14 protein-coding genes are annotated in these 14197 nt (G+C 67.9%); 11 read left to right on the top strand and 3 right to left on the bottom strand.

The window, feature by feature from the left end; genetic code table 11:
• Positions 1-28: 28 nt before the first annotated feature.
• Genes NE2_RS23835 through NE2_RS23820 form a run of 4 tightly spaced genes read left to right on the top strand, consistent with a single transcriptional unit; the run spans position 29 to position 4016 of the window.
• A complete protein-coding gene (locus NE2_RS23835) occupies positions 29-1435 on the top strand; it encodes a condensation domain-containing protein (RefSeq protein ID WP_063029579.1) in 1407 nt (468 codons plus the stop codon).
• 33 nt (positions 1436-1468) lie between these two features.
• Positions 1469-2152: a hypothetical protein gene (locus NE2_RS23830; RefSeq protein WP_063029577.1), complete on the top strand. Its 684-nt coding sequence runs from the start codon at positions 1469-1471 to the stop codon at positions 2150-2152.
• Entirely contained in the window at positions 2149-3585 is a 1437-nt protein-coding gene (locus NE2_RS23825) for an MFS transporter (RefSeq protein ID WP_084494284.1), read from the top strand. Before NE2_RS23830 ends, NE2_RS23825 begins: the two co-directional genes overlap by 4 nt.
• A gap of 14 nt (positions 3586-3599) precedes the next feature.
• Entirely contained in the window at positions 3600-4016 is a 417-nt protein-coding gene (locus tag NE2_RS23820) for an ADP-ribosylglycohydrolase family protein (protein ID WP_267888194.1), read from the top strand.
• Here NE2_RS23820 and NE2_RS23815 read toward each other — a convergent pair.
• Positions 4005-5279, bottom strand: a complete 1275-nt coding sequence (locus tag NE2_RS23815; protein ID WP_063029575.1) for an MFS transporter — start codon at positions 5277-5279, stop codon at positions 4005-4007. The two genes, NE2_RS23820 and NE2_RS23815, sit on opposite strands and share 12 nt — an antisense overlap.
• A 545-nt stretch (positions 5280-5824) precedes the next feature.
• Here NE2_RS23815 and NE2_RS23810 point away from each other — a divergent pair.
• The 5 genes from NE2_RS23810 (at position 5825) to NE2_RS23790 (ending at position 11288) form a co-directional block, all read left to right on the top strand.
• A complete protein-coding gene (locus NE2_RS23810) occupies positions 5825-7408 on the top strand; it encodes a lipase family protein (protein ID WP_106958480.1) in 1584 nt (527 codons plus the stop codon).
• 97 nt (positions 7409-7505) lie between these two features.
• The gene (locus NE2_RS23805; RefSeq protein WP_063029571.1) at positions 7506-8693 is read left to right on the top strand and encodes an NAD(P)/FAD-dependent oxidoreductase; all 1188 of its coding nucleotides are present in this window, start codon (positions 7506-7508) and stop codon (positions 8691-8693) included.
• A gap of 108 nt (positions 8694-8801) precedes the next feature.
• Positions 8802-9626: a DUF1684 domain-containing protein gene (locus tag NE2_RS23800; protein WP_063029569.1), complete on the top strand. Its 825-nt coding sequence runs from the start codon at positions 8802-8804 to the stop codon at positions 9624-9626.
• A complete protein-coding gene (locus NE2_RS23795; RefSeq protein ID WP_063029567.1) occupies positions 9623-10645 on the top strand; it encodes an LLM class flavin-dependent oxidoreductase in 1023 nt (340 codons plus the stop codon). The genes NE2_RS23800 and NE2_RS23795 overlap by 4 nt, the downstream gene beginning before the upstream one ends.
• Before the next feature lie 289 nt (positions 10646-10934).
• A complete protein-coding gene (locus NE2_RS23790) occupies positions 10935-11288 on the top strand; it encodes a hypothetical protein (protein ID WP_063029565.1) in 354 nt (117 codons plus the stop codon).
• Here the strand turns inward: NE2_RS23790 and NE2_RS23785 are convergent.
• The gene (locus NE2_RS23785) at positions 11275-12591 is read right to left on the bottom strand and encodes an MATE family efflux transporter (protein ID WP_084494282.1); all 1317 of its coding nucleotides are present in this window, start codon (positions 12589-12591) and stop codon (positions 11275-11277) included. The genes NE2_RS23790 and NE2_RS23785 overlap by 14 nt on opposite strands.
• 146 nt (positions 12592-12737) lie before the next feature.
• On the opposite strand from NE2_RS23785, the gene NE2_RS23780 reads away from it, so the two are divergent.
• Entirely contained in the window at positions 12738-13253 is a 516-nt protein-coding gene (locus tag NE2_RS23780) for a GtrA family protein (protein ID WP_084494281.1), read from the top strand.
• Here NE2_RS23780 and mug read toward each other — a convergent pair whose 3' ends face one another.
• A complete protein-coding gene (mug, locus tag NE2_RS23775; RefSeq protein WP_063029561.1) occupies positions 13254-13817 on the bottom strand; it encodes a G/U mismatch-specific DNA glycosylase in 564 nt (187 codons plus the stop codon). It lies immediately after the preceding gene.
• 21 nt (positions 13818-13838) lie between these two features.
• Between mug and NE2_RS36605 the strand changes: the two genes are divergently transcribed.
• Entirely contained in the window at positions 13839-14150 is a 312-nt protein-coding gene (locus tag NE2_RS36605) for a hypothetical protein (RefSeq protein ID WP_063029559.1), read from the top strand.
• The last annotated feature ends 47 nt before the right edge of the window (positions 14151-14197 follow it).

Genomic DNA, 14197 nt, shown 5'->3' with positions numbered 1-14197 from the left:
GAAGCCCACCGGTGGAAATGAGGTAGTCGTGGTCGACTTCGGACTCATCGACGAATGGTCTCCGCCGCCGGGGCGGATGGTCACCTGGGTCGCGTCGCCGGAAGCGGTGGCGCGGGCCCGGACCGCCCCGGTGCATCCGGCGCCGCCGTCGCTGCAACAGGAACAGTATCTGCGCCAGGCGAATCGGCACGCCGCCGCCGACTTCCGCTTCTCCGGACTGTGCCTGGCCACCGCGCGGATCCCGACAGGTGGCCTGGACCGGGAGGCGATGACGCGGATCATCAACACCTTCCTGTTGCGGCACGACACCTTCCGGACCTGGTTCGACATCGACGCCGACGGCACCGTGCGGCGGCATCTGGTGCCCGAGGACGTGGTCGACTTCATTCCGATCGACTACGGGTGGATCGACGATCCGGCCGCGATCCGCCAGCACGTCGAGAAGACGACTCCCGATCCGTTCCAATGGGACTGCTTCACCTTCGGAGCCATCGAACACGGCGACGCGACCACGGTCTACCTCGCCGTCGACCACCTGCACACCGACGGTCTCGGCCAGTATTTGTCCGCATCCGATTTCGCGCAGCTGTATCTGGCCGAACTCGGCGGTGAGGCGGAGCCGCTGCCCCCGGCGGCGAGTTATCTGAATTACTGCGTCACCGAGCGGGCCTACAGCGAGACGCTGACGCTGTCCTCACCCGGTGTGCAGAAGTGGTTACAGTTGTTGCGCGGCAACGACAATCGGCTGCCGTCCTTTCCGCTGGAGCTCGGCAAGCGCTCCGATGGCTACAACCGCAGCGCGCATCGCACGGTGACCCTGCTGGACGAACAGCAGGCACTGGCCTTCGAGGAGGTCTGCCGGGCCAATGACGCGGAATTCGTGGGCGGGGTCTTCGCGGCGGCGGCCCTGGCCGAACGCGATCTCACCGAATCCGACTACTACTTCGGGATGACTCCGGTGAGCACGAGAACCTCGGCGGCGGAGGGTAACTCGGTCGGCTGGTATGTGACGCTGGTGCCGGTGGCCTTTCCGCTCGGCCCCGGCACCCCCGTCACCCGCACGCTGAAATTGGCCCAGCGCGCCTACGAGAACGGGCTGCGACTGGCGCCCACCTCGTTCCACCGGGTGCTCGAACTGCTGCCCGCCGACTCGGATATCAAGGCCGAACCCGGCTGGGTCACACCGATGATCTCGTTCATCGACGCCCGCGACTTCCTGGGCCACGAATTCTTCGACGAGGTCACCGCCGGCGTCTACGCCAACCGTGCCGCGTCGGAAGAGGCGCTGATCTGGGTCAACCGGCTGCCGTCCGGGACCACGCTGAGCGTCATCTATCCCGACACCGCGGTCGCCCACGACTCGGTGGAGCGCTATATCGCGGCGATGCGCTCGGTTTTCGCGTCGATCATCGTTAGCGGCGCGGAAACAAACTGAACTACAGGAGGTTTCGTGGTTTCAGGAGGTACGGTGCCCACCCTCTTTCGCGACCCCGGCATACCCGACGGCGAGAAATGCCGGTACATCGTCGAAACCGACGGGCGCAGTGCGGGTTTCGAGCTGACCAGCGTCGTCACCCACGAGAACGGCGGTTACCGGACGCTACTCGAGGCATCGAGTGGCGACGGCGAGCTGGAACTGACCGTCGACCAGCGCTTCGGCCGGCTCGACGGATTCCTGCGCGCCGAGGACTACCGCGCCGAAACCCGCTCTCGCGGCGTGGTCGTCTCTCGCGAGGAGGCGCACTTCGTCGACACCGTCCACCTCCCGATAGGCGGCGCACCCGCGCCGTTTCCTACCGACATCATGCCGATCGTCGGCGGCCTGACCCTGCTGCGCGGCCTCGACCTCACCGAGGGCTCGGTGCAGTCGATCGATACGTGGCTGGCCTTCTCGGTGCACTGGCCTTTGGTCGCGCGCGTGGACAAGCGCACGGACTCGGTGGTCGGCGTGGGCGAGATCGAATGCCGCCAGGTGCGCCTGCGGCCCAGCTTCGGGCAGGTGAACATGTTGCTGGACAAGATGATCGGCGGGCTACTGCCACCGTTCGTGGCGCATATCGAGGTAGCGCCACCACATCGTGTGGTGCGCTTGAGTTTTCCGACCGAACTGGCGTTGTCCGCGCCGCGCAGCGTGATCGAGCTGGCCGGATGAGGGGCAACACCGTCGGTGAGCCGGAAAGCGTTGTCCTGCTCCCCGGCTCGTCACCGTCCGAATCGGCGGCGTGGCTGGCCTTCGCCGGCTGTTTGATCGCGGTGTTCATGCAAATGATCGACGTGACGATCGTGAACACCGCCCTGCCTCGGTTGACCTCCGATCTGGGGGCCTCCCGCTCGGCGGAATTGCTGGTCATCTCGGGCTATTCGCTGGCCTTCGCCTGTACGTTGCTCAGTGCCGCCCGACTCGGGGCCGTGGTCGGCCGCCGCGCGATGTTCCTCACCTCGGTGGTGGCGTTCACCGCTGCCTCGGTGTGGTGCGGATTGTCCACCGGCGCCACCGAATTGGTCGTAGCCCGCGTAGCGCAGGGCGCCGCGGGCGCGGGCATGGCGGCGCAGACCATCGCCATCCTCATCGCCAGTTTCCCTCGCGAACGCCATTCCCTGGTCTTCGCCATGTACGGCGGGGTGGCCGGTTTCGCCGGCATGCTCGGCCCGATCCTCGGCGGCGCGCTACTCACCGTCGACATCGGCGGCTGGGGCTGGCGCACGGTCTTCCTGATCAACCTTCCCATCGGCATGATCGCGTTCGGCCTGGCCTGGCGCCATCTGCGGATCGGCCGGCCGGCGTCACCCGAGCGCCTCGATCTCGGCGGCGCGGCATTGTCGGGCGCCGGGCTCCTGCTGCTCGTCTATGCCCTCGCCCTGGTCCAACAGTACGGCTGGCAATCCCGGCCGATCGCCCTCGTCCTGGCCGGAGTGGTGGTGTGCGCCCTGTTCGTGGCCCACCAGATCAGGCGTTCGTCCCGCGGAGCCGACCCGTTGATGCGGCTGGAACTCTTCTCCGACAGAGGCTTTCGCATCGGCTCGATCCTGATCTGCGTCTTCTTCGGCCTGTTCACCGCCTTCGTCTTCGCCGCCTCCATCACCATGCAGGACGTCCTCGGCTACACGCCGTGGCACACGGCGATCGTCATGACGCTGTTCGCTCTGGGAGCGGGAGCGGGCGCGATCGCCTCCCTGTTCCTGGTCCGCCGGTGGGGAATCCTGATCCTGGCCGGCGGCGTCACCCTCTACGGAGGCTGCGTGGCCGGCGGCGCGATCTACCTCCACCTGACCGGCGGCATCGCCAACCCTCTCATCGCCACCCCCGCCGTGTGCGCAGCCGGTTTCGGAGTAGGGATCTTCGCGGTCCAAATCCAGCCGATCATGCTGTCCGGCCTGAACGCCGACCACATGTCCGAGACATCGGGAGTCGTCCCGACCATCGAACAGATCGGCAACGCACTGGGTTTGGCAGTGCTGACCACCCTGTTCTTCCGCTCCCACACCCTCGACGGCGCGGTCACCATGATGCTGGCCTTGGCCGTGGTGTCGTTCGGTTTGGGAGCGCTGACGTTGGCTCTGCCGCGAGCACAGCAGATGAACTGAGGTTCCCGGCGTGCGTGCCCGCGCCTCCGTGGCAGTGGACCGACGACACCGAGATGGCCTGTTCGGTGTACACGGAGGTCCTCGACCGCGGCCGTATCGACCGTGATGCGCTCGCGGCCGTGTTCGCCGATCGATGTGAGCCCTACCGTGGTTACGGGCCGGGCACAGTCGTTGTGCTGCACGAGATTCGCGACGGCAGGCCGTGGGCCGACGCGGCAGGTGCGGTGTTCGGCGGGAACGGGTCGTGGGGCAACGGTGCCGCGATGCGGGTCGCCCCGCTCGGGGCCTATTTCGCCGGAGATCCGGAGCGGGCGGCGGCGTATGTTGCGTGGTCGTCGAGGTCGGTGAACACCTCTTGGCGGAATAGGACGGTGTCGGGGTCGCCGACAGAGCGACGCCGCCCCGGCGAATGTCGGTCGTTATTCGGATGACGCCTGGTTATTGTCGCGTCGTGCGGTTGTCTCGCTCCGCCAAGGCAGCAAAGCCGAGCTGGCGAGCACGGCTACGGTCGCGCAGCCGATCGCGACTCGCGTGTTCGTCGCGCCGGCCAGGAGCCCGCCCAGGGCGATGAACGCGGGCTGGACGCTCTTCGAACTGATCGACCACGCGGTGCGGACGCGGCTCATGTGATCGTCGGTGGTGCAGTTCATTCGGTAGGTGGCGAAGATCGGGTTGAACACTCCGGCGCAGAGCAGCAGAAGAGTTTCGGCGGTCAGGATGACGAGGAGGCCCCGAGCACTGGGCCCTGCGATCAGCAGTAGCCCCATCCAGCAGGTTCGCAATGTACCGGAGCCGAGGAGTACTGCGCGTCGACCGAATCGCGCGACAAGTCTCGGGCTGCACAGCGACCCGAGGAGGCCGCCGAGGCAGGGCAGTCCCAGGGCGAGTCCGTACTGCCACGGTGCGAAGTGCAGTTCGCGCAGCATGAGCAGGGCGAGCAAAGGCGTGGTGAGGGTGACTGCTCCGCCGAAGAGCATGCCGTTCCAGAACAGTCGGCGCAGTACGGGATGATCGAAGATATAGGTCCATCCGCTGTAAATCTCCTGCCGCCAGTGGTGGCCTACCGATGCGTGCGCGGGTATCGGTTCGATGGTCGCGATCCTCCGGATCCCTGACGCGGACAGCAGATAGCTGACCGCGTCGAGCGCCACGGTGACCGTCGCACCGAACACCGTGACGAGAACGCCGCCGATCGGCGCGCCGATGGTGGATGCGGTCCAGAAGGTGGCTTCGAACCGGCTGTTGGCTCGCACGCGGTCCGGCTCGGCGACGATGGCTTTGACATACGCCCCATCGGCGGCGTTGAACACCATTCCGCACAGGGTTTGCAGCGTGAGGACGACGCAGAGGTGCCCGTAGCTGAGCGCACCGAGGCATGCGGCCAGAGGAACACTGGCGAGGGCCGCGAACGAAACGAGGTCAGCGTACATCATGACGGGTCGCTTGCGACGGAACTCGATGAACGATCCCATCGGCAATGCGATTGCCGCACCGGCGAATCCGGCCAGCGCCGCCATCAGCGAGACCTGCAGCGCGGAGGCGTGCACGACGAGGATGGCGACCAGTGGGAACGCACCCGCTCCCAAGGCGCTGCCCATCTGACTGACGGTGGAGGCCCGCCACAGGCGGTAGAAGTCGGGTGAGAGTCGATCAGTCTCTGCGGCAGTACCTGTCACAGGCCGACTCCGATCCATCGGTGGTGGCGCCCATTGTGACTGCCCCTGCCGGCCTGGGCGACTGCTCGAGGACACGAGATGGTGTGCCGCCGCAGATCCGCCGATTCTCCCTGGCCCGGGGGTATCTTTCGAAGGTCGGTGCGGCCTCGGCCGCCGCCGACGCGCGCCCTTGCGTACCGGATAGCCGGGACTGCTCCACTTCTGCACGACCTTCGGTTCGAGTACCACTCTGACAGGACGGGTGTGTTGTCGTGAAATGTCTACGGGGCATTGCGGTCACGCTGGCGATGGGTTGTGCACTGACGTTGGGGCAAGCTGCCGCGGCCGCCGACCCGTCGTCGCCGACCCCTGCCCCGACCACTGCCGTCCCGACAACTCCGCCGGCGTCCGACCAGGGAGAGTCGTCCAACCCCGAGCGGGCTGTTCCTCCGGCGTCCGGTCCGGATGTGCCGTCGGCTTCCGACGGTGTCGCGCCGTCGGAGTCCGGTCCGGGCGCGTCGTCGGCGGCCGACGGTGCCGAGCCGTCTGCGTCCGGTCCGGGGGAGTCGACCGCGGATCGTGGTGTGCCGTCGGGATCCGGCCCCGCGGCGCCGTCGACCACTGACCAGCCTGCGGCGCCCGCCTCGGGTCCGGCTGCACCGCCGGCCTCCACTTCTCCAGCGCCGTCGGCCGGCGAGCCGGACGCTGCGTCCTCGGAGCCGAATCCCGCAGTAACACATAAGGATCCGGGGCCGTCGGCGTTCCAGAAATGGCTCGACGACACCATTCCCGCGCCGTCGTCGGTGCTGCCCGGGATCGGGTCCGCTGCTTCCGATCCCGGCGGGGCGTCGGACCCGCAGGCGCTGTGGAACGCGATTCAATCCAGTCCGACCGGGGATCCGTTCTTCGACCAGGCCCCGGCGAATCTCGCCCAGTACGCACCGGGTGACGTCATCGAATCGCGCGACGTCAGCTGGCCGGGGGTACCGATGGTCTTCCTGACGGTGCTCACGCCGGTTCAGCGGGCGATACAGCTGAAATTCCGGACCACGAACTCCTCGGGCGCGCCGTCCTTCGGGACCGCGACGCTGCTGTTGCCCTTCGGCCGGTGGACCGGGCCGGGAAGCCGGCCGGTGCTGCTGAACGCCCCGCCGATCAACGCGCTCAACCGGCGCTGCACTCCCGGCTACGTGCTCTCCCACGGATTCGACCTCACGACCGGCGGCACCGGCAACGATTTCGTCCCCTCACCGACGATGTGGGCCGCGAGCCGGAACTACGCGGTGGTGATCCCGGACCACGAGGGACCGTTGATGGCGTATGCCGAGCCGACCGTGGCCGGCCACATCATGCTCGACACCGTGCGTGCGGTACGGCGTCTGATGCCGGACGAGTTCGGCGAGAGCAGGTTCGCGATGACCGGCTATTCCGGCGGTGCCATCGCCAGCTACGCCGCCGCGATGCTTTCGCGCGAATACGCCCCGGAACTGGCCCCCAACCTGGCCGGTGCCGCGATGGGCGGCCTGCCCGTCGACTACGAATCCTTCGCGAAGACCTTCGACGGCACCTACGCCTCGGGACTGATGATGACCGTGACACTCGCGCTGGCCCGAGAGCATCCCGAAATCCTCAGCCGCATGAATCATCTGGCGCAATGGGCGGCCATTTCCCCGCTCAAGGACGTGTGCAGTTCGACCATGGCCGATATCGGCGTCTTCGTACCCTTTGCGGCCGTGGCCAATATGGCCGACCCGCTCCACACCGAATTCGCCGACATGATGTTGCGGCGGTTGAGTCTGAAAGGCAAGAAGGCCGGCATGCCGATATATGTCTACAACGGCGTGCACGATCCCTGGATGCCGGTCGCGAAGGCCGAGGCGTTCTATGCCGAACAGTGTGCTCTGGGAGTCCCGGCCACGAAGAGCATCGTGGGCGGGGAACACATCCTCGGCTACTTCGACGGCTTTCTCGGATCGACGCAGTGGCTGGGTGAGCGGTTGTCGGGTGTCCCGGCGCCGAACGCCTGCGAAGTGGCACCGCGCGCGGATGGCGCAGCACAGCAGAACACCTCGAACAGTGCGCCCAGCGACGTCCCCCGGGCCGAGAAACCCTCCGCGGCGCCCGTACAGCGAAAGTCGAGTGGAGCCGATCCACGTCGCCACCGCTGACATCCGGCCGTATCTTGTGATCCACATCACTCGTTGTCACGGCCGTGAGGGATGCGGCGTCGTATGCCCGAACCCCTCAGCACACGGAGGAAAGACGATGAACAACAACGAAGTCGTGGTGATCGGCGGCGGGTACGCCGGTGTGATGGCAGCCAACCGTCTGACGCAGCGAGACGACGTGCGGGTGACCGTGATCAACCCTCGCCGAGTCTTCGTCCCGAGGCTGCGGTTGCACCAGTTGGTGGGCGCGACTCACGAGGCGGTCGTCGATTACCGGGACGTCCTCGCCGAGAAGGTGCGGCTGGTTGTCGACAGCGTGACGCGGATCGACGCGACCGAGCGCACCGTGCACTCGGCCGAGGGTGGCAGTATCGGGTACGACTATCTGATCTACGCCGTGGGGAGTGGAACCCCCGCGCCGCAGGTACCGGGCGCGGCCGAATTCGCCTATCCCGTAGCGACTTTGGAGGCGGCGCAGCGGCTGCGATCGGTGCTCTTCGATACGCCCTCATCGGCCCCGGTGACGGTGATCGGGGGCGGGCCGACCGGGATCGAGACCGCCGCCGAGCTGGCCGAGCAGGGACGCACGGTCACCTTGGTCTGCGGCAGCGTTCTCGGACCGTATCTGCATCCGAAGGCGCGGCGCACGGCCCACAAGTACCTCGCGAAGCTCGGAGTGAAGGTCGTCGAAGGTCCCGATGCGACCGTCACGGCGATCCGGCGGGACGTGGTGAAGCTCGGCGACGGCCGGTCCCTGGTCAGTGCCGTGACTATCTGGGCTGCCGGCTTCGGCGTACCGGACCTCGCCGCTCGCAGCGGATTGAGCGTCGATGCCGCCGGACGGCTGCTCACCGACGAGACACTGACCAGCGTCGACGACGAACGCATCGTCGCGGCGGGTGATTCGTCGGCGCCCTCGGATCTGCCGTTCCGCATGAGCGCCTACACGGCGTACTGCCTGGGAGCACACGCCGCCGATACGGTGCTGCACCGCATCGCGGGGGAACAGCCCGCACCCGTCGACCTCGCATTCCCCGCGATGTGCCTCAGCTTCGGCCGGGAGGCCGGGATCTACCAGCTCGGTCACAAGGACGAGACCGCCATGCGGCTGTACTTCGGCGGATTCGCCGGCAAGAAACTCAAGGAATTCGCATGTGAGGCAGGAATCAAGCACCTGGCGACCGAGGCGCGCAAACCCGGCTCGCACCACTGGTTCTCCGACGGCAAGCACCGGCCGGCGCAGCTGGAGGCCCGCCGCGAGGGCAGGGTCGTGCCGGTTGCCTAGGTGACCGGCCGTTCTGCATCCCCCTGCTCGCCATCGGTAGAGACTCGAATTGCGTTCGGGCTGAGCGCAAGTCTGTGCCTGGGCCGCGGCATCCGCTTACATCGAGACATGGCAACTCAGGCACCGTCGCCCGCCGACGCGGACACTTTCACCACCGAGTGGCAGGAATGGCATCGGCGGCAGGAGGCGCACCTGTCCGATCGGCACGGGTTCCTCGCCATCACGAGCCTGCACTGGCTCACCGAAACCCCGCAGCGCTTCGACGATGCGCCCGGCGCCTGGTCGACCGGGGCCGACGGCGTGGTGGTCGTGCTCGACGAGGGGGAAGAGCTGGTCGTCGACGACGCGCCGGTGCGTGGCCGCTACGGGTTCGGCGTCATTCCCGAGCGCGGTGGCGTGAACGCGGTGTGGGGTGACGCGGTGATCGAGGTCGCCAAACGGGGCGGCCACGATATCGTGCGGCCGCGACATCCGAACAACCCGCTGCGCACCGCTTTTCGCGGCACCCCGGCCTTCGCGCCGGAGGCGAAATGGGTGGTGCGCGGACGCTATGTGGCCTTCGAGGAGCCGCGTCCGACGACGGTCGGCGCCGCCGTGGAAGGGCTCGAGCACGTCTACGACGCGCCGGGACAAATCGAATTCGAGATCGACGGTAAGCCGTTGCGCCTGACCGCTTTTCCCGGCAAGAATCCCGGCGACCTGTCGGTGTTGTTCACCGACGCGACCTCCGGAGTGACAACCTACGCGGCGAATCGAGTGGTACAGGTGCCGGCGCCGGATGCCGGCGCAACGGTGGTGCTCGACTTCAACCGCGCGGTGAATCTGCCGTGCGCGTACACCGATCTGGCGACCTGCCCGCTGCCGCCGGCGGAGAACCGGCTGCCGATCGCGGTCGAGGCGGGGGAGAAGATCCCCTACGAGCGTCAGGGATGAGCTCTCCGCGGATCGGTTCGCTGGCGTTTCTGACCCCGGGCAATTATCTCGACGACGATCCGTACACCGGCCTCGAGGACACGCTGCGGCTGTTCGAATACGGCGAGCGGCTCGGGTTCGACGGCGCGTGGGTCCGGCAGCGGCATCTCGAGCACGGTGTCGGTTCGGCGGCGGTCTTCCTGGCCGCGGCCGCCCAGCGCACGAATCGGGTCGAGTTGGGCGCGGCGGTGATTCCGATCGGTTACGAGAGCCCGTTCCGGCTGGCCGAGGACCTGTCGCTGGCCGATGTGTTGTCCCAGGGCCGCTTGCAGCCGGGGTTCAGCGCGGGGACGCCGCCGCATGCAGAGCTGATCGGCGATCTGGTCTTCGATGGTGACTGGCGTGGCTTCGACCTGTCCTACGGCCGGGTGGCCCGGCTCATCGAGAATCTGCGCGGCCACTACCTCGGCGATGCCGGCACCGTCATCCACTCGCCGGGCAACACCCAGCGCCCTCGGCTACAGCCGCACAGCCCCGGCTTGGCCGACCGAGTCTGGTACGGCGGCGGCAGCACCCGGTCGGTGCGCTGGGCGGCGGAGAGCGGACTGAATCTGCTGAGCGGAAATATCGTATTCGGCGATCGCAGTGAGGATTTCACTACCGCGCAGCTGGGACTGCTCAGCGATTATCGCGAGCGGATCGATCCGTCGCGACCGGCCCGCGTCGCGATCGGCCGGGTGATCGTCCCGTTCGACAGCGCCGACCGCGCGACCCGGGAGCGGTACCGCGCCTACGCCGCGAGCCGGCAGGAACGCACGCTCGGCCCGCAGGGCGAGCGGCGGGTGTTGTTCGCCCCGGATGTCGTCGGCACCGCCGAGCAGATCCTCGAACAGCTGCATGCCGATCCGGTTCTCGCGCAAGCCAGCGAACTACGCCTCGAGCTGCCCTACGAGTTCCATCGCGCGGACTACGAGCAGATCCTGCACGACACGGTGGAGTTGATCGCTCCGCAGCTGGGATGGAAACCCGCGTTCGCCTAGTGGGACAGCGCCCGGTCGTGGGGCCGAGCGCATTGTCGGCAGTACGGGTGCACCGCAACGATCGGGTGGCGAGTTTGAAGCTGTTCTTCCGGGTATCCACACCACGGCTCGATACTGGTGTCGGCGGGTACGCGGGCCTGTCATCGCGCCCGCCGACCCGCGAGAGGTCCGACACCGGCGTTCCAACGATTCGGTATCACCGTTCGTACGACAAGCCAGGAGGACGAGATCGATGATGACCGGCCGGAACTACCGAAGCTCAGCTCTTTTCGTCAGCGCCCTGGCAGCGATGGGGTTGGCCGCTGTCTCGACAGCCGCTCCGGCGCTCGCCGCGAACACCATCGACATCAAAGGTGTGGGACCTGCGAACGTGGGGGTCGACTACACCTGTGATGCCAACTCCGGCGCATCCGCCGTCAAGGTCATGGTGGGTGATCCCAACGCCGACGCACCGTCCGCGATGGCCACGCAACCGCAGGTCACGTGCGACGGGCAAGCGCAGAGCACCGTCGTCGTGCTGACCGGGCCCGACGGGTCGCCCGCGCAATTGCAGCAGGGCCAGACGGTGCAGGTCCGGGTGGCGTTGGTGGATCCGCAGGACACCGTGGTCTCCGGAAAGGCGAATGTCTTCAAGCTGGGGTAGTGCCCGCTCGTGTGCGCCGGCGCCGGTGTGTGGCCGCGGCGCGAGCGATCCAGCCGGCCACGATCCCGAGGTAGACACCGGTGAGCCCCCAGTGCAGCACGGCGGCCGATATCCACACGGCGGGCAGGGTGACGCAGACGACCGAGAACACGGACGCGGACATCACCGCTTTCGTGTTCCCGGCCGCGCGTAGCTGAGCGGCGTAGACCATGCCGATCGACATGATCGGCGCCAGTACCGGCAGCGACCACACCACCCCGCGAGCGGCCCCACTGACCGCGGCGTCGCCTGAGACGAGCCGGAACAACACGGGCGAGAGTGCGGTGAGCAGCAGCGCGACCGTACTCGAGGCGCCGACCATCAGCGTCGCGCCGGCTCGCACGACGGCGTGGCGCTCCCGATCGTCACCGGCGCCGAGGGATTGTCCCGCCAAAACCGCTGTCGCCACACCGATTCCGAACACGAGCATCCACACCGTCGAGATCGCCAGGCTCATCACCCGGTGCGCGGCCAGGCTCACCGTCCCCGCTTGGGCCACCACCGCCGCGATCGCGGCATCGCTCCCGTAGCCGACTACTCCGAATACGACGTCCGGCACCGCGAGCGCGGTCACCGCGTGCCATACCGTGCGATCTGCCCGGGCCCAGACGACCGCGAGCCCGGTGGCCCGGCGAACGCGCGGGAGCAGAGCGACTGTGCCGGCCGCGACGGCAAGGGTGGAACCGACCGCGGAACCCGCCGGTCCCCATCCCACGGCGAAGATCAGGATCGCCGACACCATCACATTGAGCACGGCCACCGCCACCGCCACCTGGGCGCTGCTTCTCGTATCACCGATTCCGGCGAGCACACCACGCACATGTGCGGTGACGGCTGTGAACGGCAACCCGCACAACAGAATCCACAACATGACCGTTGCTTCGCGGTGATCCAGGCCCGTCGGCGCGGTCACCGCCACGATCACCGGCGCGGCCGCCGCCGCGACCATCGCGACCGCCACGCTGACCCAGGCGGCGCCGGACAACCCGGTCGACGTCACGTTCCGGATCGCATCGGAGTCACCGGCGCCGTGCCGGCGGGCGACGAGTATCTGCGTCGCCGATCCCCACGGCACCACCACCGCGGTGCAGAAGATCCATATCGGCAGCACCGATGCGGCGACGCCCAGCGCTTCGATCGAATGGTGGCCCAGGAGCGCGGTATCGGTCACGCCCAGCACCAGCGTCGTCGCGGAAGTCAGCACGACGGGCCCCGCCAGTTCGGCTACCTGACCGAGTCGCGCAACTCGCGCGTGCCGCCCCATGGAGAGACTCTAATAGGTTCTCGTACAGAGCTTTCCGGTGGTACAGGCGAATCAGCCCGCGCCGAGCTACCCGAATCGAATCCGGTGTAAGCATCGTGTCAGCGCGGCGTCAGTCCGGTGACAGCGGCGTCGAAGACAGTCTTCCCATGAACAGCGGAGCACTTGCCACCTTCGGAGCGCGGAATGCGGTGTGGGACACCACCCTCGCCGGGCGTTTCGATGCGCCCCTCGGTGGCGGACTCCCGCAGTGGCTCGATCGCGGCCGGCGATACCTGCGAAGCGATCACGCCGTCGCCCAGTTGATCCGCTTCGCCCTGGTCGGTGGCGCCGCCAATATCGCCTACGCCGTGCTGTTCCTCGTCATGAGCGGGCTCGGCCCGCTGGTCGCGAATATCGCGGGCTCGCTGGTCAGTACGGCGATCGCGAACGAAATGCACCGCCGGCTCACCTTCCGGGCGGCCGGGCGCGTCGGCTGGTTCACCGCGCAGTGGGAAGGCGGCGGCCTCGCGCTCGTCGGCGTGATTATCAGCACCGCAGCGCTCGCCGGCCTCCGGTTCTGGGCCCCCGGCCTCGGCGACCTCGCCCAGGCGAGCGCCGTCCTCGCCGTCACCGGTGCGGTCGGCGGTATGCGGTTTCTGGCACTGCGTGGCTTCGTGTTCTGACTACTCGGTTTCCGTCGCCTCCCGCAGAGTGCGGAATTCGGCTGCCAGGGCGTCGAGGGTGTAGTGGGCGTTGAGGCCGCTCGGGTTGGGTAGCACCCAGATCGCGGTGGTGCCGAGGGTTTCGGGTTGGCGTCCGACAGTGGTTCGCGGCCGGCCGAACGCGGTGCGGTAGGCGCCCAGGCCGAGGACGGCCAGGACGCGTGGGCGGTAGTGCCGGACTCGCTCGGCGAGCGCGCGACCGCCCTCGCGCAGTTCCTCCGCTGTGAGCTCGTCGGCCTTCGCCGTCGTTCGTACGGCGACATTGGTGATGCCAAGCCCCAGTGCGAGCAGTTCTTCCTGCTCGTCGGGGCGGAACAGGCGCGGTGTGAAGCCGGACCGGAACAGCGCGGGCCAGAAGCGGTTTCCGGGGCGAGCGAAATGGTGGCCGGTCGCGCCCGACCACAGTCTCGGATTGATACCGCAGAACAGCACCCGCAGGCCGGGTGCCACCAGATCGGGAATGGTCCGGTTCTTCGCGGCGGCGAGGTCCGCCGGCGTGGGGCGGTACGCGGCGGAATGTGCCATCCGCCCAGTCTGCCGGAACGGGTGCGGCGCCCGGACACGGTGGTCGCGGGCTGTGCGCATGTCCCCAGAAGTGGGCCGGGACAACCTGCGCGTGCTGGTAGGAGCAGTCCCGAACATCCCTGGCCCGCCGCACCCGACGATTGCGACGACATCCTTCTCGAAGACAATCTCGCGCTGGCCGCCCGGCTCTCCGCCGCGGGCAACGATGTCGACATCCGTGTCTACCCCGAGTCCACGCACGCTTTCACCGCTCGCTCCACCGGCATGGCCACCGCCGCGCTCCGGGAGATCGACATGTGGGTCGCGGACCGACTGCGGCAGAAAACGAACTGACCAGGCCGGAGCCGGGCGGCCGACCGTCGCTCGATGCGGTGCGGCCC

Origin of the sequence: Nocardia elegans NBRC 108235, from assembly GCF_001612845.1 — a bacterium.
Lineage (GTDB): Bacteria > Actinomycetota > Actinomycetes > Mycobacteriales > Mycobacteriaceae > Nocardia > Nocardia nova.
The sequence above is the reverse complement of the archived record's forward strand: the minus strand, read 5'-3'. Positions and strand labels throughout refer to the sequence as shown.

What these genes read in the sequence shown, in the direction of transcription:
- NE2_RS23825 (WP_084494284.1), top strand. Translation starts at nt 2,149, where the DNA reads ATGAGGGGCAACACCGTCGGTGAGCCGGAAAGCGTTGTCCTGCTCCCC.
- NE2_RS23815 (WP_063029575.1), bottom strand. Translation starts at nt 5,279, where the DNA reads ATGGATCGGAGTCGGCCTGTGACAGGTACTGCCGCAGAGACTGATCGA.
- NE2_RS23805 (WP_063029571.1), top strand. Translation starts at nt 7,506, where the DNA reads ATGAACAACAACGAAGTCGTGGTGATCGGCGGCGGGTACGCCGGTGTG.
- NE2_RS23800 (WP_063029569.1), top strand. Translation starts at nt 8,802, where the DNA reads ATGGCAACTCAGGCACCGTCGCCCGCCGACGCGGACACTTTCACCACC.
- NE2_RS23795 (WP_063029567.1), top strand. Translation starts at nt 9,623, where the DNA reads ATGAGCTCTCCGCGGATCGGTTCGCTGGCGTTTCTGACCCCGGGCAAT.
- NE2_RS23790 (WP_063029565.1), top strand. Translation starts at nt 10,935, where the DNA reads ATGGGGTTGGCCGCTGTCTCGACAGCCGCTCCGGCGCTCGCCGCGAAC.
- NE2_RS23785 (WP_084494282.1), bottom strand. Translation starts at nt 12,591, where the DNA reads ATGGGGCGGCACGCGCGAGTTGCGCGACTCGGTCAGGTAGCCGAACTG.
- NE2_RS23780 (WP_084494281.1), top strand. Translation starts at nt 12,738, where the DNA reads ATGAACAGCGGAGCACTTGCCACCTTCGGAGCGCGGAATGCGGTGTGG.
- mug (WP_063029561.1), bottom strand. Translation starts at nt 13,817, where the DNA reads ATGGCACATTCCGCCGCGTACCGCCCCACGCCGGCGGACCTCGCCGCC.